This window comes from Thermococcus eurythermalis, assembly GCF_000769655.1.
Taxonomy (GTDB): Archaea; Methanobacteriota_B; Thermococci; order Thermococcales; family Thermococcaceae; genus Thermococcus; species Thermococcus eurythermalis.
On sequence record NZ_CP008887.1, the window covers coordinates 805,014 to 824,004 of the forward strand.

The window sequence follows — 18,991 nt, forward strand, 5'->3', positions numbered from 1 at the left end:
AGTGGCCGTTGAGGTAGTTAAGGAAATCTTTGAGCTTTATGACCCCAGAAAGCTCGGTGTGAAGGAGGTTTAAAACCTATGGAAACATTACCCTACCTTAATGATCTTTACGTGGCCAGTGATGGATTACTTCAGATATTTCTAAAAAATTTAAAAGAGCCTCTTAGGACTGCTCAACTTCCAGGTTTCCTTGAAAAATGGGACAAGTATGTAAAAGCGAGAAGAGCACTTAAATCTTGGCTTGATGGGATAAAAGGTCCCGTATTCGCTGCAATCGACCTAACATACAAGTGTAATCTTAAATGTCCATACTGCTATGTAGCTGCTCCGTTGAGAAAATCTGCTCCAGAACTGCCAACTGAAATTGTCCTGAGAGCGATTGATGAACTTGCAAAATTGGAAACTCTCGGGATATGTTTGTGCGGTGGGGAACCTGTCTTACACAGAGAATTCTTTAGAATCATAGAATATGCAAATGATGCAGGTATTCCAGTTAATTTTGTGACTAATGGTACCTTAATCACTGAAGAATTTGCTAAAAAGCTCTCTGAGTTAAATATTGGAAGTGTGCAGGTTTCGTTGGATGGATCAAAACCGGAAATCATGGACAGACTAAGGGGAAATGGAATATTTCACAGAGCAGTTGATTCAATAAAAAGACTCATAGACTATGGGATAAATACATCTGTTGCATTTTGTGCAACTCGTATTAACATCCAAGACTTTCCCAATGTAGTTGAGTTGGCATCAAAATTGGGAGTGTTTGAAGTTAGATCTATGTACTTTGTTCCTGAGACTGAGGCACATATCAAACTAGCTCCTTCAGAAAGCCAATACAAAGAGTTATTGCAGTGGATCTACGATAACAGAGAGGACTTCACAATAAAAGTTGACTTCGGTGACCCAACAGAGCATATAATCCTTGGGCCATATATTAATTCTGTCGTCATAACAATAAGTGCTGAAGGATACATTCTCCCTACCCCCTACCTGAACTTTGCATATGGGCATGTAACTGATGGGATTGAAGCTCTCTGGCCCGAACTTAGGGAGGCTTGGAAACAGAATCCAGTCCTATTAACAGTATCCTCATATTTAAAGACGGAGAAAGACTTTGTGAAATTAAATAACGTTGGATTGACTCGAAAAAATGGGAGGGGGTATATAGATTTGAGTAGAATTTCCACAGATCAACAGTTAGAGCTTTCTAGAAAAATAAGGAGCGTGTTAATATGAAAGAGGAAGAGATCTATGTGGATCCACAAATTGTGAAAAATATAGCAGAGACGCTAAAAAACATCCAAAAAATGAAAGTAAAACAAGACAAAAGAGTAAAATGGAGAAGAGAAAATGACGGACGGATTATAACATTCAATCCAATTACTGGGAAAATATGTGTAATGAATCCAACTCTCGCCGAAATATACGTTATGACCAAAAATCCCAAGGGGTGTACCTTCGAGACTTTAATAAGGGCCCTCAAGCAGAGATTCCCCACTATCGATGAAAAACAGCTGAGGAGTGATACCCTAAGGGCAGTGACATGGCTTTTCATAAATGGATTTGTTTACCTTGAAGATACCAGCAAGAAGATACATATAGTGGATGTTATTATGGAGGTCTCCAATCAGAAGAGGGGGCTGCGCCAATGAAGGCTTCAAGACTCGTGACGATGATAGTTCTAGGTACCTGTCTTTTCTTCATTGTAGGAATTCTCATAATTTTGAATGGGGGCCTTTCGGCTTTGGATCTTCCGCTTTTTGTAGCGTTAATAGTACTGGTGCTTTGGATGTTAAAAGTTGTTGTTTCGTGTCCCCTATCTGTTAATGTCTTAGACGAGCATAATATTGTAATTAAGACCTTGCTCGGAAACAAGAAGGTAAGGGCCTCTAAAATGGACGTTGTCGATGTAAATGCATTCCTCATCGAAAGGACATACGGAGTTGGTATAGACACTAAGGACATCAAAGTTGGAACCTTCAGGACAGTAAGGGGAGATAACGTCTGGGCATGTTGTGTTGGTACAAAGGGGGTGCTTATTGAAACAAACAACGGCAAAAAGATACTGGTGGGGCTTGATGAGGTGAGAGGTACAATAAGCCTTCGGGGGCATGTGTATGACAAAGGTTAAAACAGTAATATCAAAAGAGTTCTGGACATATTTTGGAAGCAGAGAGACCCTTTACTCTATTATTCTTCCCGCGGTTTCAATGGTATTTGTGCTGAGCTTTGTAATTGTTACTAGATCACAGTATATCACGCCTCAATCAAGGGCCCTTGCATACAAACAGATAACTTCCAATCCCCAGCTGTTTGGAATAACAGAAAGCCTGCTTCAAGTTCTGGGGGACGACGCTATAACAATTGCCACCCTCATAGTCCAGATACCAATGGTTATCCAGATATTTTCGTTTATTTCGACATATAACGCTATAGTGGCATCCTTTGCTTTCGAAAGGATAAATAAGACAATGGAAGTACTTTTCGCTTCTCCCTTAAGTGAGAGTGAGATAATCCTAGGAAAGATCATCGCAAGTATCATTGCTGGAACCCTCACAATGCTATCAGGGATTTTAATTAATGTTGCCGCAATCCAGTATGTTTTCATACAACATGTGGGAAGGTTATGGACGCCTACACTGGGCTATATGTTTTTGACGGTCGCTATGTCAATATCAATGCTTCTTTTTGCTATACCTATTGGCCTCACCCTTAGTGTGAGGGCTAAAAACGCAACTCAGATTAAGCTGGGGGGATTAGTCGGTATTATGCCATTATTGCTCTTTTTATTGGCAAGTAAGGTTCCACCGCAGACGTTTTTTTCCATTGTGCAGATAATTGGGCTAACCAGCCTGGTAGTTTCAATAATCCTGGTGTGCTTGTCTAGAAGGCTCATAAATCGCTTTTCATTCATAATAAACTAAAGGTGGTTCCTATGCTCGAAGTTGAAAATATCTCTGCAGGCTATGGGAAGGAGAATGTAATAAACGACATAAGCTTTACTATAAAAAAAGGAGAACTCTATGTGCTACTTGGCCCTAATGGTTCAGGAAAAACCACCACTTTTAGAGCTATCTCAGGGATCATCCCGCTTTCCAAAGGGAGAGTCATTATAGAGGGCATTGACCTGGAGAGAGAGCCAGAACTGGCAAAAAGGAAGCTGGGTTATTTGCCAGAGGGTGAGAGGGTATATCCCAATATTAGTGTGTATAAAAACCTTCTATTCTTTGCGGAGATCTACGATGTGGACAGGGGGAAGATTGATGTGGTCTTAAAAGAATTTGGACTTGAAAAATACAAAAACAGCCCAGCAGGTTACCTAAGCAGAGGAATGAGAAAGAAACTTGCGCTTGCCAGGGCACTTCTCCATGACCCGGAAGTTATCATTCTTGATGAGCCCTTCAGCAACTTGGACATGTCCACAGTCTTGAGATTGAGGGACGAAATAAAGAAAATGATTGAGAACGATAGAATTATCCTTTTTTCTACCCATATCTTAAGTGAACTTCAGTACTTCGAAGATGTAAACTGTAGGGTTGCATTTATCAACGAAGGAAGGATTATACTGGAAAGAGAACTTGAAGAACTCGCTGGAAGCGTCAATAACATCCTTGTGGTGTTTAGAGTAAATGACAAGACGAGAGCAAGGGAAGTGCTCACCAGTCTGGGATATGATGTCAGCATTGAACAGTCTGGGGTAGTAGTTAGAGTTTCCAACTACCACAAAGAGGTTCCTGCAATCCTAAAGGTTCTACTTACGCATGATATTACCGTGTACGAGGCAAGGCCAAAGGAGTCCCCCGTAGAAAGGTTCTATAGAGATTTTGTTGATATTTGATATTAGCTCCCCAAATATTTAAAACCCCCTCTTCTCCACCCGGTGGGGTGGTGGGAATGTACACGGAAGAAGAACTCCTGAGAGAGATTAGGGAACTCCTTGACGATGACAAGCTCTTCGAGGCCTACGAGAAGGCCTTTAGGGAATACCACTACTACTTCGACACGGCCAACTACATAGTGCTCAACGTCTACCAGTTCAACGACCACGGGCCAGTGCACGTGCTCCTGACAACGAGGAGGGCTCTGGAACTGCTGAGGATTATCAAGAAGTTCGGAATTCAGACGACGGCGGAGAAGCTCGGTAAACCCCTGTGGTGGAGCAAGTTCATAGTCGCTTTCGGCGCGCTCTTCCACGACATCGGCAACATGATACACAGGATTAACCACTACGAGTTCAGCGTTTTCCTGGCCGAGCCCATAATTGAAAAGCTCGTCAATGAGTTCGAGAAGCGCGATCCCCTGCTGCTGAAGGCCCTTACGCTCAACGCTATTTACACCCATGACGAGCACGTGCCGTGCACCACCATAGAGGGCTCCCTCATCACGATAGCCGACGGTTGCGACATGGAGGCCGGCAGGAGCAGGCTCGTCCACAAAAAGGACAAGGTTGACATCCACGCGGTCTCGGCGATGGCCATAGACAGGGTGGAAATCCGCGAGGGCGACGAGAACCAGCCAATACTAATCGAGATATGGATGAAGCACCCGGCAGGGATATTTCAGGTGGACGAAATCCTGACGAAGAAGGTCAGGAGCTCCCTGCTCACTGGAAATATTCGGCTGAGGATTCACACGGGCAAGGGCGGCGAAGTCCTCGAAAAGGTTATTTGAGCCTTTTTCTATTTTTCAACATGCTCATCGAGGCCTACCGCGACATTAAATACCTCCTGAACAGGGGCTACCGGAAGAGCGTCGCCCTTAACTTCGTGGCAAACCACTACAGGCTGGGGAAAGAGGAGAGACACCTCCTCGCGAGGTGCGTATTCTCTGACTCGTGGATTGAGGAAGTTAGGCGGAAGCTCCTTTCTCCGGAGGAGGTTATGGGTAAAGTTCTCGGAATAGACGGCTTCAACGTCCTCATAACCCTTGAGTCCCTTCTTGAAGGGAGGGCCATTCTCTGCGAGGACGGGCTCGTGCGGGACTTAAAGTACCAGGGAAAGTATCGGGTAAGCGGAAGAACCCCAGAACTTCTAGCCGAAATTGCAACGGCCCTGGGAGAACTGGGTGTGGAAAAGGCCGTCGTTTTTTACGGCAAGAGCACGCCAAGAAGCGGGGAAGTCAAAAGGCTCACGGAAGAGAAATTGAAAGAAGCAGGTGTTTTTGGGGAGGTTAGGCTTGTGAAGAGCCCCGACTTTGAGCTTAAAACGTTCGAGATAGTGGCCACTGCAGACACTGGCGTAATCGCAAAGACGATTGGAGTGTTTGACCTGCCCGCGTACATTGGAAAGAAACTTGGGAAGACCCCTCCGACGTTTGTGGAAGTGCTGAGACGGTGGGAGCCGAGCTAATGGCTGGCTAAACATTTAGATATTTTTGAATTAATGCAAATTGTTGGGGGTATTTTGGAACTTTAGAAAGCCTTTAATATACTTGTGTCCATAATATTACCATAGATTTAACTACCCGCTTTTTCTGTTCTTGGCGGGCTTTGGAGGGATTAACATGAAAGGTGGTCTCTTGGCATTGTTTTTGGTTCTTGTTATTCTGATGGGGGTAGTGGCCAGCGGCTGTCTCGGTGGTGATGAGACAACATCACCCATCGAAACGTATCAGGAGAACACCAACGAGGGTAGTGGTTCACCGAGTTCCTCACCTTCCAGTGGAGAAGAGACCCAAACCGCAACCTGGCAGACTCCCTGGGACGCCTACAATCCCGTCCAGATTGGGGGTCGGGATTACTATATAACTTACACAACGTACACCTTCACTGTCAAGAGCTCCGGTGAAGGAGAACGCTCCTATGAAGTCATCAAGCAGAGAGGCTACGTGAAAGCGCACATATACTCCGACGACAACGGGAAGAAAGATTTGGGGGAGTACAACCTCTTCGCCTACTACGGAAAGATAATCCCGGTAAACGACCCCGAAATGAATGGGCCTCTCGAGTACCTCATACTGATAAAGGATAGAACTAAAGACACCGACTCTTACTTCCTCACACCTTTCCCGGACTTTGGGGCTATGATGTCCGGGACGACTGCCGTTATCGAGATGTCGTACGGGGGCAACTACTTCTACTGGAGCAACCCTGCGGCGGTGGGAGAGTACTCGGAGCTTCCGTACCAGGAGGGAGATTTCGAGGCCGTAATGGAGGGAATACCCTCCGCAACCATTCAGGCATGGGGGGTGATGGTCACATCGGGTGTCTGGAGCGGACTCGAGGAGCACGACCTCTCAAAACCGGACGAGTACAGCTTCTCATTTATGGGCCTCGGATACAACTACAAAATTGACCCTGATGGAACCGTGAGCTTCGGAGGGAAGAGCTTCAAGGCGAGCAAAGTTGAGTGGAGCTGGACCTTTGGAAACGTTAAAGGGCAGGGAAAGGCAACGATAGCTCCGGAGCTGCCGATACCGGTGGAGACCGAGGGAACCTTCAGCCAGATGGGAGAAGGGAGCTACTACTCAAAGCTGAAGCTGGAAGACCTGAAATTATCAAAGGAGTTTGAGGGAATAGACGTCCAGATAAAACAGGGCACTTCACAGGGAGAAAGCGAAACCCCCACGGAAACCCAAACCGAAACCTCTACCCCAACGGAAATCCCGAGTGGGGGCTTATCGGGCAACTGGCAGCTGGGATGGGACGCCAGCGAGCCGATAACCATTGATGGCGAGGATTACGTTGTTAAAGAGGTAACCTTCGAGGCCGACTACCGCGTCTCCGGCGGCTCAACTGTCCACATGACCATCAGAAAGGGCTACTACGAAACCCGGCTCAACGGGGAGGACGTTTATGCACTCTACGCCATCCTCGACATCGGCGGGGAGACCTACAACTACACGGTCTACGTTGAGTACCCCAACGAATACATCTCGGGGATTCTCTGGGTGCCCCAGGTCTATGACATGGTCAACGGCCCAAGCTTCGTCAAAATTGAGATTACGGGGCCGAGCTGTCACTACGTGATGGACGAAGCAGGAAACATGGAGGGTGACTACACCTGCGGCTACATAAGTGAAAGCTTCCAGCAGTACAACATGATATGGAGCTATCCAACGGGCTTTTACGGAGGTATCTACGGGGATGTGCTCAGCTATGTGGCTCTGACGGAGAATGGGGATGGTTACACGGTTGAGCCGGGAGACGATGTATCCTTAGCGGGCATGGACTTCAAGACGTACAAAGTAACCTGGAGTGGCCTCGTCCAAGATGGGCTGACCCAGGCCAACGGGGAAACGGTTGTAGTTCCGGAGCTCCCGTTCCCGGTTGAAGTGACTGCATCGCTCGCAATGCCCGGAAGCGGGAGTATTTACGTCCACGCGAAGCTCGTTGATGTAAAGCTTGAGGAGACTGGCCAGTAGGCAAACTTTAAATCTTTTTTACCTATTTTTAACCATGTTCGGCGAGCACGAGCTGAAAACCCAGTTCATCAGGGTCGGCGACAAAAAAATCCACCTTCTCGAGGAGAGCGAGGGCCTGGTTAGATACCGGCGAGACAATGTTGAGAGGATACTCAAGAACAACGGGGAAAAGCTCAGGGTTCTCCCCGCCCCGGCAACAGGTTACGGCGTAAAGCTCCTAATGGTGCGCTTTAAGGAGTCCCTTGTTGTTCCTCCCCACGACTCTATAACTGGCTTCATTGAGGCCCCGGTAGAGGTGGACGTCAAGATAGGCGGGCTTGTTGTGGACCACTTCATTCTGGGCAGGGAGAAATATGCCCTCTACGGCACTCTGGAAGCCGGTGTAATCTGCCGTTACCACGTCGGTTCCTTCTACCCCGAAGAACCAGAGTCTATAGGGATTGCAAAGCTCATAGTCTCAAACCCAACCCCTGAGTGGAAGGCCCTTGAGAGGGTGGTGATCCCGATATGGAAGACCCCAATGTACTATGAAAGTTCAAGGGCTTACTACCCCCTCCTCATAGTCACGATAAGAGACAACGTTCCCTACGTGAGCAACACCGGAAAGCCTCCCAAAGACGGACTGAATGCGGTTGGAGAAGGCCTGTCCCTTCCAAACTTCCTGATGAGGTGGTGAGCATGAACACGACAGCTTCATTCTGGGAGCAGGGGCTCCTCGGGAAGGAGCTTTTCCTCACGCTGACCCTTGGGGCGGTAGTGAAGGCCCTCCTGATTCTCGTGTTGGGCGCCATCGTGGCTAGGCTCGTCAGGAGGTACCTCCTCAACCTTTCGAGGAGCACGAGATACGTGTGGATAATCAACGAGGACACCGCTTCGACGCTCTACAACCTGATAGTCGTTATAGCGGTCGTCTACAGCTTCCACGCGCTTGGTGTCCTGTCCTACGAAATCGCCGGGACGAGCATAAGCAACTTGCTGACAGCTGTCCTGGTCTTTTACTTCTCCTACGTCCTTGCCAAGAAGACGAAGGACTACATGATAATGAGCTCTCCCCAGCAGAGGCTCCCCGAGGTGCAACTCAAAGCCAAGCTCTTCTACTACCTTGTAGTCACGCTGGCGTTCTTCATAGCGCTCAACATAGCGGGCTTCACGGGCAGGCTGAGCACGCTCATCGCCGCCGCGGGGATAACAGGCATCGTCCTCGGTTTTGCCTCCCAGACGGTCGTTTCAAACTTCATCTCGGGCATATTCATGTACTTTGACAAGCCCCTCAAGATAGGCGACCCCGTGGAGGTTGCCGGCTACTCCGGAATCGTCCACGACATCAGGATTCTCTCCACGAGGATAAGAACGTGGGACGGCCTCCTCGTCAGGATTCCAAATGAAAAGCTCTTCAACAGCGAGATAAAGAACCTCCAGAAGTATCCGGCTAGGAGGGTTGACATAACAGTGGGCATAGCATACACGGAAGACGCCGGGAGGGCCATCGAGGTCATAAAAAAGACCCTCGACGAGATGCCCTATGTCCTTGCAGAGCCCGAGCCGGCCGTCTTTGTGAGCAACCTCGGAGACAACAGCGTCAACATAGCCATCAGGGCGTGGGCGCCGAGCGAGAAGTGGTTTGACGTCAGGACTCAGATAGTCAAGAGGGTAAAAGAAGCCCTTGACGAGGCCGGGATTGAGATACCGTTCCCGCAGAGGGTCAACTGGTTCGCGGAGGAGCTGAGGGTGAGGGTAGAGAAAGAGGGATGAGTCCATTATCTTTTCTTTTCTATCAGCGCGTAGAAGAAGCCGATCGTCCCCTGCCTGTGGGGCCAGGCCCTCATTGTCCCCTCCAGAAAGCCGGGGTCGTAGGGGCCGTTGAGGGGAACGAGCTTCGCGTCATCGTGTCTCTCAAGGAACCATTTCACAACCCCTTCGTTTTCCTCGGGGAGCATCGAACAGGTAGAGTAAAGAAGCCTTCCGCCGGGCTTCAGGAGCTTCCAGGCGCTTTCTATCAGCTCCTTCTGGAGGGCCACGACCTTCGGGATGTTCTTTTCCTGGAGGCGCCACCTCAGCTCTGGGTTCTTTGCTATCGTCCCGTCGCTCGTGCAGGGAGCATCGAGGAGGACTCTGTCCGCTATTTCCTCGCCGAGGACTTCTGGAGCTTTTCTGCCGTCCAGCTTTCTGATTTCTGCAATCTCGACTCCGGCCCACCTGAGGACGTCTTTCATGCGCTTAATCCTCGCGGGGTCAACGTCAAAGGCGTAGATTTTGCCCTTGTTTTTCATCAGCTCGGCCATGTGGGCAGTCTTACCACCCGGAGCGGCGGCAAGGTCAACAACTGTCTCGCCGGGTTTCGGGTCAAGGACGAGGGACGCGACGGCGGAGGCCTCCTCCTGAGGCAGGGCGAGGCCCTGCTCCATGAGCTTTCCAGGGTTGAAGGGGTCTAATACCCGGATAACAGTCTCGACTTTTTCGCTCCTCTCGAAGCGCAGGTTCTTGGAGCGGAGGTATGCTTCTACTTCCTCAACGCTCGTCTTGAGGCGGTTGACGCGGAGACTGACGGGGAGCGTCTCGTTGAGGGCCTTAAGGAGCTCCTCGGCTTCACTGCCAATGAGTGCCCTCATCCTTACTATGAACCACTCCGGAAAGAGGTACTCCCACTTCAGCCTTTTCTCCTCTGAGTCGAGCTTTGGAACGTAGCTGATAATCCTCGGTAGGAGTTCGTAGTAATAATAGCCGACGTAGGGGTGGGTTCTGCCTGAGAGGAACTTGGCGAGCCCCTTGAGGTGCTGGAGCGTTTTTTCATTGGGGTCTCTGAAAACGGCGACCTCAACGGCCACCCTCAGCGTAGCCCTCAGCCAGGGGTCGAGGATTAGGGGAGAGACTCCAACGAGCTCGGTAATTATTTCATCTATCAGGCCAAGCCTGCGCTGGATGGAGTAGAAAATGCCCGTAAGCTTGGAGTTTTCCCAGCCCTCGATTTTATACTTTGAGAACGCCTTCCTCTTGGCCTGCTGGCTGGGCTTGACTACCTCGCCCAGTTTAACTGCCTCGATGAGCGCGTAGAGCTGCCTGTCGGATAGTTTTAGCTTTGCCATCAGAGCCTACCCCTGCCCCTGTACGTTGCCCAGGAAGACGCTAGGGTTGTCCCGGCTGCTGAGGAGATTAGGAGTGCCTCGTCCACAAGGCCGAGACTCATGAGTTCTTCAGCGGCCCTCTGGGCCTCCCTGGGTCTGACCCTGTAGTAGCGGACGAGTGTCTCCCTAAGCCTGTCAAAGGCCTCAATGGTCCTAGCCTTCCTTATCTGGTCGTTGCAGTCGGCGATCAGCTTTCTAAGCGCTGGGAAGAGCTCCTTTATCAGGATATCCATGGGGTAAACCGGTGGAAGCTTTGAAATTTTTACGGATGCAACCAGGCCGGCATCTACCAGAACCGGCTCCCCGCTGAGCAGGGCTTCGGCCACGTTTTCCACGATGACTGTCCAGTGGTTCTTGTCTATTGCCCCCGTTTCGAGGAGTATTTCCGCGACTATTATCGCTTCTCTGCGCGTTCCTCTCTGCAGGATATTTCTTAACTCCTCTGCCGTCTCGTTGTCTATGTACGGGGCCATTACATTGTCCACGACCTTGAGAATTCCGTCCCAGATGAGGACGTTCTCCGTTTCTGAGAGTGGCATCAGGGCCCTCACGAGCTTTAGGAGCCTGGCACCGCTGAGGGGGTTGTTCTTGAGGAGTGTGGCGAGTATCTCAAGGGTTCTCCAGATGACGCCCGGGTCGTCGGTCGAGAGGGCATCAACGAGGACATCGAAGCCGAGTTCAAGAATTCTCTTCCTCTCGCGCCAGTTGGCCCCTCGGACGACATCCAGGAGTGCCGAGAGCGATGCGAGTCTGAGGTTGGGGTCATCTGAGGTGGCTGCCCGGAGAATTTCTCTTAGAGCATCGTCTCTATCCTTTGCGAGCTTAATTAGATTCATTATTTCCCATTTTTTGAGCACTGAGTCAATTCTGCTCTTGGACATATACGCCACCGGTGGTGATTATATCTGCATTGGGTTTTACTCAGTGCCCAATATATTTTTTTCGGCCGGGCTTCCCCGCAAAACGGCTACCCTTTCAAAGCGGTATATGTCAACGAGGATTCTCTCCAGCCTTTTTCTGTGGAAGGAGAACTGGGCGGGAATCTCAAAGGGAACGGTCTTCAGTTTTGTTGCCCTGAACCCCCAGTCTGCTGAGAATTTTTCAATAAAGTTCCTGACTTCCGGCTTCGCGAGGTGGATTGAGTAGACCACGTCGGCAACCTCGAAGGCCTTCATCAAAAAAGGCCTGTCTGCATGCTTCTTCTGGCTCCCGAAGGGCGGGTTCATTACAACGGTATCAACGCGCCCGCTAAACTCGGAGACGTCGGCGTTTATGAACTCGATTTTCTCTTCTATCCCGAGCGAGGTTGCGTTTCTCTTCGCCGCTTCGAGGGCTTTTTTATCGGCTTCAACCGCGTAGACTTTTTCTGCCCCGAGTAAAGCTGCCCCAATGCTCAGAACACCCGTTCCTGCCCCAAGGTCGGCCACGGTTTTTCCAGCCATGTCGCCGAAGGAATGAGCCAACCAGAGCAGTTCCGCCGCTACATCTCCAGGAGTTCTGTACTGTTCGAGCTCGGGCTTCGGCTGGGGGAAGCCTTCGAGCCTTGATAGGAGCATCGCAAGGTGCTTCTTTCTCATGTGGCTCACCGGGACAACTGTCTAACACTATCCCGTGGAGGTATTAAGCATTGTGGGGCCTTGGAAAATCCTACGAAATGTATTTATATTTTGGGGTGGTCTGCAAATAAGGGGGTAGTGCATGGAACTGATACCTACGGGCATACCCGGCCTCGACAAGGCTTTGTCGGGAGGCTTCTCGAGGGGGACAAGCGTTTTAATAGCTGGAAACCCTGGAACCGGAAAAACCCATCTGGCCATTCACATTCTTGACAACAACATGAAAAGGGGCCTTAAAGGGGCGTACGTATCTTTCGCTGAGACAAAGAGGCAGTTCTATGAGAACGCACGGGAGAGTGGAGTTGATTTTGATGAGCTGGAAGCCAAAGGCCTGTTTAGGTTCTACGATATGCTCACGATGCCTGAGAACGAGATGAAGGACTTCCTTGATTTTTTAATTCAGGAGCTTGTGGAGTGGAAGCCTGATATAATTGTGTTTGACTCCGTGACGGTTCTGGGCCAAATCTTTGGGACGGCAATGCTGAGGTCTTTCCTCCACTCAATTATCGGGCGTATAGTAAACACGCTTAACGCTCTGGCCATACTGATTGATGAGATACCCTACGGGGAGAAGCGGGTAGGTTTTGGGGTTGAAGAGTTCGTTGTTGACGGCGTCATCGTGCTGGAGATGGAAAGGCAGAGAGAGGTAATCAAGCGGTATTTGACGATACCCAAGATGCGTGGGAGGAAGATAACCAAAAGCACCTATGAGTACGTCATAACGGAATACGGTATAGACGTTATAACCACTCCGGAGCTAAAGTTCACTGGAAGGGAGATAAACACAAGAGAGCGGATTAAAACTGGTATCCCTGAGTTTGACGAGCTCATAGGGGGAGGCTTCTACAGGGGGAGTATCAACCTAATAGCAGGGCCGACGGGGAGCGGCAAGACAATATTCGCCTTGACGATGGCGTCAAATATGGCGAAACAGGGATTAAACGTACTCTATGTGACCTTTGAAGAAGTGCCGGGGGCCCTCTCCGAGACCATGGAGAGGCTGGGATTGGCGGATCACTTTAGAGTGGTCTCGTTGGTTCCGGAGGCCATGACGCCTCTGCAGTATTATGCCCTCATAAAGAACCTTATGAATGAAAACCTCTCAGACGTTCTGTTTATAGACTCCATCTCGGCAATGAAGAGCCATATGGACGAGAGGGACTTTATAAGGGCCCTGAGGTACCTGCAGCTTCTCGCCAAGGAGAAAGACATAACGTTCATAATGACATACATTCCCCAAGACCCGAATGCACTGCCCTCAGCAGGTTTCAGCACACTAATGGATAGCATAACGATTCTTGACTACGAACTCCCCAAAAAATCCGGTGATAGCATCAGACGCTACCTGTTAGTCCTTAAGTCCCGGCACTCCGAGCACAAGGCGGTTCTAAGGGAGTTCAAAATAACCCGTGGGGGGATTGAGATTGTTTGAACCCCGTGTTGGGCCTGCTATGATCAGCGCCACTGCCAGAGAAATCCTCCGGAGGCTTGGGCGCCCGTTTGAGGCAACCATAACGGCCTATCTCAACTCGAAGTACGGCAAAGGCATTGAGATAATTGAAGAAGACCCGAGAAAGTTCTACAACGCTCTCAAAGAGCTCTTCGGGGAGTTCGCAGCAAAGATCTTCATTTATGACCTAGTGGCGGAGCTACACCTCTCCGTGGAATCAACGGGTGTTGAAGACCTGTTGAAGGCCCTGGAGGAGTACCTCGGTGGTTGATATGGCCGGGGAGCTCATGGATATGTTAAAACGGAAATATAACTTTTTGAGCATAATGCTTGAAAGTGTTGATCGGGCCATGGAGGAGCTTGAAAATGGTGAAAACCCCGAGGAGATTTACAACACGCTGGTCACGTTCCTGGGGGAATTCCCTACAAGGCGAATGCTTCAGGGTATAGCAGATGAGAAAAACATGAATATTCGAGTTAGGACGAGGGAAGACGCCATCAGGGTCATTAAGGCTCTTATGTAGTCTCATCTCAGCTTTACCTTCGAAGCTATCCCCTCCAGAATCCGTATGGCAAGCTTTTGGTCCTGGTAGGGGGCGGATTTCTTCACCTCTTTGAGCACGCTGACAAACGGCAACAGGAGTCCAGCTTTCTCCGGCGGGGCCATTCTCACGAGCCCTTCAAGCGTGAGGAGCGCATCAAAGCGGGTTTCCTCCCTTCTAAGGTAGTCTGAAAGGCGGGAGAGGACTGCCTTGGCAATGTTTTCGTCCCAGTTTCTCTCGAAATAATAGCTGAAGAACTCCAATGCCGGGACTACCCGTTTCAGGTCCCCTGAAAGGTAGTCATCGAGAAATTCCCTGACTATCCTGGCACCGTTTTTGCTCTTTGAGGCCAGGAGTGCGAGTGTCTTTGAGGCCCTCTGCCTCATCCACCTGTTTTTAGTTGAGTGGGCCACCCTTAGAAGGTCGTCCACTGCCGGCTCCAGGATAAAAACTGCCTCCGGTTCGATTTTTTCGGCGAGCTTTGAGAACGCCCACAGGGCGTCCATCTTTTCGAACTTGTCTCCGTTTTCAAGTTTGCGGAGGAGTTCGAACACGACCTCGATTCGTTTCTTGGACAGCTCTATGAGCGTCTTTTCGTCCCCCGCCCTCAGTGCCCGTTCCAGTGTATCTTTCTCCTCTTTGGTCAGCCCCCCTCCTGACGCCAGTTCTCTGCTCAGCGTTTCTATAACGCTTTTCTTTCTCTCGATGAATTTGGATATAGTGGGGGGCCTGAGATGTCTCTGGGCTTTCTTCTCTGGAGGCACTGAAACGTACTTCGGGCCCGGTAAAATCCTTTGGTTGACTATCAGTGTCTCCTTGCCGAGTTCTTCAAGAACGTCTGCGAGCCATTTCAGGATGTAGCCGTCTCCAACGGCCAGGGCGAGGTCAATGGCCTCATAAAAGCGCTCGTTTATTAAGAGTTCGTGTATTTTTTCCTTGGCTTTCTCAGGGTTTTGGGAGTAGTACCTGCAAATGGCCAGCTCAAGTTCTTCCGCAACGGTTTTGGCTTTCTCCGCCAGCTCTGAGTTTTTCCGGAGGGCAATTTCTTTAACCGCGGTCAGCACGTGGGCAACCTCGTCCATGAACTCGTCTCTCAGCGGGTAGTGCACAACTTCAAGTATTAGGTCAAGGCAGAAATCAACCAGGGGGGCGTCTTCCCGTTCCAGGAGTGCATAATAAACCTCCGAGAAGAATGTTTTCATCACAGAGGGGTTTCCGGTGAACGAACCTGCGTTGAGGAGCAGTCTCAGCCCCATGGCCTTAAGGCGGAGATTGCTTGACTTCAGGAGCCTTGAGATGGCGTCCATGAGTTGGGGTGTGTAAGAAGTCGGCCTCATGACCTTGAGGACGGAGGGTATCTCAAGCAGAACCGCCTCGTTTTTCCTGGATTTGACAAGGTTTTTGAAGGCGTGGGCAAGTTCTACAAACTTCCCGGGCTGCAGGGGGACGCCTTCTATTAACCTACCAATGGCCCTGATTGTGTGGATTAAGACGTTGTCGTTGTCGCTCTCTAGCAGTTTTATCAGGTCGTCGAGAAACCTTTCCACGAAGATGAGCTGCTTAACGTCGGGGAGTGCTTTAAACACGTCTTCAAGCGCCGTGAGGGCGCGGATTTTGAGTTCGTCGTCTTCCTCGCGGAGGAGCCTGAAGAGCGTCAGGAGGACCTCCTCGTCCTTTAGAGCTAGTTCGACAACTTTTCCAATCTTCCATGAACTCAGGTACTCCTTCACGAGTTCGGCACTTTTATTTTTGTCAGACGACATGACGTTGGGATATGGGGTTTTAAATCTTATATTGTTTTTGTTAAACGATGCCCGGTTGGCATATCACTTAACGTCAACTTCTCCCTTTCAAAACTGTGCGTCTATGCCAAAGATAAGCAAAAAATCGGAGTGCGAAAGCAGGGTCAGCGCTTCACTGAAATACCTAAAGGCTCATCTTCCCTCCGCTCTGCCCCCCTTATCTCGTCGAACTCGTAATCCTCGCGCAGGCCTAGGAGAATTTCGACTTCAGGCGGGGTCAGCACCGGTTTCCTCCAGTTCTCGTAGTCGTCTATCGGGACGCGCGGGCAGGCAACGACAACGTAAGCGTCGAAGTCGAAGCCCTCAAGAGCGGGATAGTTTATGTGATTCATGGCTATGAGCTTTGCATACTTCCCGTGCTCGCGGAGGAGCTTCACTATACGCTTCGCTTCCGCCAGGCGGAGCTGGCCCTTCTTCGTGCTCGTTATCACACCGAACTTTTTGGCGTCCATAGCCTTTGCTATCTGGGCCCAGCGCCTCCTTATCAGGCGTTCCGCTTCATTATCCATCCATATCGCATCGCCGGAGTATGGGTTTACCGCGAGGGTCGGCTTTCTGGTCGCGAGCGCAACGCCGAGCGGGTGGAAGTAGCCGGCCCCTATGAAAAGGATTCCCTCGGCGTCAACCTTAGCGGCAGAGAAGTTGCACCCGAGAACCTGCCCCGGCCAGCTCACCCTTGAGTCCCCCCTACCAACGACTACTTCAAAGCCCGCTTTTTCCAGAAACTCCTTCGCCCGCTCAAGCTGGTGAATGTGCTGGGCCGTCGTGACGAGGGCTATCCTCCTTCCGAGCTTCCTAATCTCCCCGATGTTCTTCTCAAGCACCGGCACGACATCAACCTTAGCAAAAGCCGGAACGAATATCGTGGGAACTTCCAGCTTGAGCCTCATGTAACTGTGGCCGAGGTGTATGAGAGCGTCGCAACCGAGCATCTTTGCCTCCCTGTCGGCGGGGTCGCAGGCGCCGTAGTTGATGTCGCCGCTTATTACCGCCTCCATTCCGTTCTCCTCAAGGAAGTCCGCCAGCGCCTGGGCCTCTCGCTTGAGGCCTTCGGGCGTCTGGATGAGCACCCTTCTGGCGTTGAGCTCTCGCAGTGTTCTCAATATCTCGCCGTTCGAAATCTCGTGCATTGGATCACCGCAATGTGTAGCTGGAAAGGTTTTAAATGTGCATCGGCATTAGTACCACCAAAAAAAGTTAAAAACTGGAAACCACGATATAAAACGGTGGACAACATGGTGAGGTTCATTGAGCTTCTCGGCGAGGCATGGGGAAAGTTCGAAGAAACCAAATGGCTTCTGCCCGTTCCGATAATATTGAGCCTGATGGACTACAGCAATCTGACCAAAGTCCTCAGTTTTGAGGGCTTCCATATTGGAGTCAGGTTTCCGCTCCCGGAACCCGTGCCCGGCCTGTGGAGCTTTGTCTCCGTGCCCGCGGGTTCCCCTGGCGTGGCGTTTTCGGCCGGCTCTCTTGTCATTATGGCCCTTGCCATCGTCCTTGGAAGCTATCTTGAGGCTGGTTACCACCCAACCGGCCTTTAGGCAGGAAGGCAAAACTATTTTAAAGCCTAAAATTTATACCATGCCTTGATATGAAGCGCTCAGTAACGGTAAAACTCCAGCCCTCTAAAGAACAAGCAAAAATCCTCCACCAGTTAGCCGATTCAGGAGCCAAAGCCTGGAACCGAGTAAACTACTTGAGGCGACAAGAATTCTTCCAACACAAAATCGTGGACTTCAACAGCACAGAAAAAACCGTTTACGAAGAGTTTAAACGAGAAATCGGCTCCGCCACAGTCCAACAAATTTCTCGCAAAAACGCTGAAGCGTGGCGTTCGTTCTTCTCACTCCTGAGGAAGAAGAGGAATGGAGAACTCCCCAACTGGCTCAAACCAAAACCACCAAACTACTTGAAAGAAGAGGGAAGGAGAAAACCCTTAATCGTCCTGAGAAACGACCAATATAAGATTGAGGGCAATAAACTAATCTTAAAAGGCCTCGGCAAGTTTAAACGCCTCGAAGTCCAGTTCAAGGGTAGAGTTCACCTTAAGGGCAAGCAGGGGCGGTTAGAGATAACCTACGACCCCGTTAAGCGGAAGTGGTATGCTCACGTCAGCCTTACTGTCGGGGAAAAACTTGAGGGTGGGGAATGGATAAGCATTCCAAGAACGCCAAAAGGCAACCTCTCGGCGGGCATTGACCTGGGAGTGAACAATTTGATGGCAATCTACGTTGAGAATGGAGAAAGCTTCCTCGTGAATGGAAGGCCGCTTAAAAGCATTGACTTCTACTGGCGAAGAAAAATTGCTGACTACCAATCAAAACTCAACAAGAGTGGAGCCAAGACGAGTAGAAGGCTTAAAAGAATGCACGTGAAGGCTAAGCTTCAAGCCAAGCACTACATCAACACGGCGGTAAGACAAACAGTTAGGAAGCTCCACGAGTTGGGAGTTTCCAAAATTGTCGTTGGCTATCCGAAGGGGATAGCTCGGAACTCTAACAAGGGCAAAAAGCAGAATTTCATTCTCTCTCACGTCTGGCGATTTAATTATGTCATTAAACGCTTGACGGAAGTTGCGGAAGAGTATGGTATTAAAGTTGTGCTCGTTGGTGAGGCTTTCACTTCTAAGGTTTGCCCTGTCTGCGGGAAGCCTCACGAGGGGGCGAGGTTTGTTAGGGGTTTGTTTAAGTGTCCCGCAACGGGGCTTGTTTTTAACGCGGATTTAGTTGGGGCGTTTAACATTTTGAAGAAGGTTGTGAAAACCATAACCCCGAATCTGAGTGGTCTTTACGCTCAGAGGAGGGGTAACTGGCCGGAGACCCGGCCAGAGGGGCTGAAAGCCCGTTTCGAATTGGGTTTTAATGAAGCCCCTCAAACCTCCCCGTCCGTGGCGAGGGATTAAACCGTTGGAACCCTCGCCCTTCAGGGCGGGGAGGAGGTCAGTTTCATTGTGGTGAACGGAAAGGCCTTTGGTATCCTGGTTGGTCTGCTGGCATCAGCCCCCCTCTCCCTGACCCTAAGTATCGCCACGGTTCTCTTTTTCATGCGGATTAGAGGTGCGTCAACGGCCATCTCCGAAAACAGGATAATGTAG

The 18,991-nt window shown here is 50.1% G+C and carries 21 protein-coding genes; 15 read left to right on the forward strand and 6 right to left on the reverse strand.

Going from position 1 to position 18,991, the window contains the following annotated elements; all coding sequences use genetic code 11:
• Positions 1-78 precede the first annotated feature (78 nt).
• The 10 genes from TEU_RS04255 (at position 79) to TEU_RS04300 (ending at position 9,114) form a co-directional block, all read left to right on the forward strand.
• On the forward strand, positions 79-1,236 hold the full coding sequence (locus TEU_RS04255) for a radical SAM protein (protein WP_081947197.1): 1,158 nt from the start codon (positions 79-81) through the stop codon (positions 1,234-1,236).
• On the forward strand, positions 1,233-1,652 hold the full coding sequence (locus TEU_RS04260) for a hypothetical protein (RefSeq protein ID WP_050002605.1): 420 nt from the start codon (positions 1,233-1,235) through the stop codon (positions 1,650-1,652). Before TEU_RS04255 ends, TEU_RS04260 begins: the two co-directional genes overlap by 4 nt.
• Positions 1,649-2,131, forward strand: a complete 483-nt coding sequence (locus tag TEU_RS04265; protein WP_050002606.1) for a hypothetical protein — start codon at positions 1,649-1,651, stop codon at positions 2,129-2,131. The genes TEU_RS04260 and TEU_RS04265 overlap by 4 nt, the downstream gene beginning before the upstream one ends.
• Complete coding sequence (locus tag TEU_RS04270; protein WP_050002607.1) at positions 2,118-2,924, forward strand: ABC transporter permease; 807 nt, start codon at positions 2,118-2,120, stop codon at positions 2,922-2,924. The genes TEU_RS04265 and TEU_RS04270 overlap by 14 nt, the downstream gene beginning before the upstream one ends.
• Before the next feature lie 11 nt (positions 2,925-2,935).
• On the forward strand, positions 2,936-3,838 hold the full coding sequence (locus TEU_RS04275) for an ABC transporter ATP-binding protein (RefSeq protein ID WP_050002608.1): 903 nt from the start codon (positions 2,936-2,938) through the stop codon (positions 3,836-3,838).
• 56 nt (positions 3,839-3,894) lie between these two features.
• Positions 3,895-4,671, forward strand: a complete 777-nt coding sequence (locus tag TEU_RS04280; protein WP_050002609.1) for an HD domain-containing protein — start codon at positions 3,895-3,897, stop codon at positions 4,669-4,671.
• Positions 4,672-4,691: 20 nt separating this feature from the next.
• Positions 4,692-5,348 (forward strand): DUF434 domain-containing protein, encoded by a 657-nt coding sequence (locus tag TEU_RS04285; RefSeq protein WP_050002610.1) that lies wholly within the window; start codon positions 4,692-4,694, stop codon positions 5,346-5,348.
• 154 nt (positions 5,349-5,502) lie between these two features.
• Complete coding sequence (locus TEU_RS04290) at positions 5,503-7,362, forward strand: hypothetical protein (protein ID WP_050002611.1); 1,860 nt, start codon at positions 5,503-5,505, stop codon at positions 7,360-7,362.
• 34 nt (positions 7,363-7,396) lie between these two features.
• Complete coding sequence (locus TEU_RS04295) at positions 7,397-8,038, forward strand: DUF432 domain-containing protein (protein WP_050002612.1); 642 nt, start codon at positions 7,397-7,399, stop codon at positions 8,036-8,038.
• Between the two features lie 2 nt (positions 8,039-8,040).
• Positions 8,041-9,114, forward strand: coding sequence for a mechanosensitive ion channel family protein (locus TEU_RS04300; protein WP_081947198.1), 1,074 nt, complete (start codon positions 8,041-8,043; stop codon positions 9,112-9,114).
• A 5-nt stretch (positions 9,115-9,119) separates the two neighbouring features.
• Here TEU_RS04300 and TEU_RS04305 read toward each other — a convergent pair whose 3' ends face one another.
• From TEU_RS04305 to TEU_RS04315, 3 genes are read right to left on the reverse strand one after another with little or no spacing between them, the layout of a single operon-like run.
• Positions 9,120-10,445 carry an RsmB/NOP family class I SAM-dependent RNA methyltransferase gene (locus TEU_RS04305; RefSeq protein WP_050002613.1) on the reverse strand — a complete coding sequence of 442 codons (1,326 nt, stop codon included), beginning with the start codon at positions 10,443-10,445 and terminating at the stop codon, positions 9,120-9,122.
• Positions 10,445-11,365 (reverse strand): hypothetical protein, encoded by a 921-nt coding sequence (locus TEU_RS04310; protein WP_050002614.1) that lies wholly within the window; start codon positions 11,363-11,365, stop codon positions 10,445-10,447. Before TEU_RS04310 ends, TEU_RS04305 begins: the two co-directional genes overlap by 1 nt.
• Before the next feature lie 36 nt (positions 11,366-11,401).
• Positions 11,402-12,061, reverse strand: a complete 660-nt coding sequence (locus TEU_RS04315) for an METTL5 family protein (RefSeq protein WP_050002615.1) — start codon at positions 12,059-12,061, stop codon at positions 11,402-11,404.
• Between the two features lie 121 nt (positions 12,062-12,182).
• Here TEU_RS04315 and TEU_RS04320 point away from each other — a divergent pair, with 121 nt between their 5' ends.
• The 3 genes from TEU_RS04320 to TEU_RS04330 are packed head-to-tail and all read left to right on the forward strand — an operon-like array spanning position 12,183 to position 14,074.
• A complete protein-coding gene (locus TEU_RS04320) occupies positions 12,183-13,532 on the forward strand; it encodes an ATPase domain-containing protein (protein WP_050002616.1) in 1,350 nt (449 codons plus the stop codon).
• Positions 13,525-13,821, forward strand: coding sequence for a NitrOD5 domain-containing protein (locus TEU_RS04325; RefSeq protein WP_144244819.1), 297 nt, complete (start codon positions 13,525-13,527; stop codon positions 13,819-13,821). Before TEU_RS04320 ends, TEU_RS04325 begins: the two co-directional genes overlap by 8 nt.
• 1 nt (position 13,822) lies before the next feature.
• The gene (locus TEU_RS04330; protein WP_050002618.1) at positions 13,823-14,074 is read left to right on the forward strand and encodes a hypothetical protein; all 252 of its coding nucleotides are present in this window, start codon (positions 13,823-13,825) and stop codon (positions 14,072-14,074) included.
• A 2-nt stretch (positions 14,075-14,076) separates the two neighbouring features.
• On the opposite strand, the gene TEU_RS04335 is transcribed toward TEU_RS04330, so the two are convergent.
• Positions 14,077-15,855, reverse strand: coding sequence for a hypothetical protein (locus tag TEU_RS04335; protein ID WP_050002619.1), 1,779 nt, complete (start codon positions 15,853-15,855; stop codon positions 14,077-14,079).
• A gap of 143 nt (positions 15,856-15,998) precedes the next feature.
• Positions 15,999-17,024, reverse strand: a complete 1,026-nt coding sequence (gene dph2, locus TEU_RS04340) for a diphthamide biosynthesis enzyme Dph2 (protein WP_050002620.1) — start codon at positions 17,022-17,024, stop codon at positions 15,999-16,001.
• 96 nt (positions 17,025-17,120) lie between these two features.
• Between dph2 and TEU_RS04345 the strand changes: the two genes are divergently transcribed.
• Together TEU_RS04345 and TEU_RS04350 are read left to right on the forward strand one after the other, a co-directional pair.
• Positions 17,121-17,438, forward strand: coding sequence for a hypothetical protein (locus TEU_RS04345; RefSeq protein ID WP_144244820.1), 318 nt, complete (start codon positions 17,121-17,123; stop codon positions 17,436-17,438).
• A gap of 50 nt (positions 17,439-17,488) precedes the next feature.
• Positions 17,489-18,799, forward strand: a complete 1,311-nt coding sequence (locus TEU_RS04350) for an RNA-guided endonuclease InsQ/TnpB family protein (protein WP_050002622.1) — start codon at positions 17,489-17,491, stop codon at positions 18,797-18,799.
• A 20-nt stretch (positions 18,800-18,819) separates the two neighbouring features.
• Here TEU_RS04350 and TEU_RS11710 read toward each other — a convergent pair whose 3' ends face one another.
• Complete coding sequence (locus tag TEU_RS11710; protein WP_158506635.1) at positions 18,820-18,969, reverse strand: hypothetical protein; 150 nt, start codon at positions 18,967-18,969, stop codon at positions 18,820-18,822.
• Positions 18,970-18,991 lie beyond the last annotated feature (22 nt).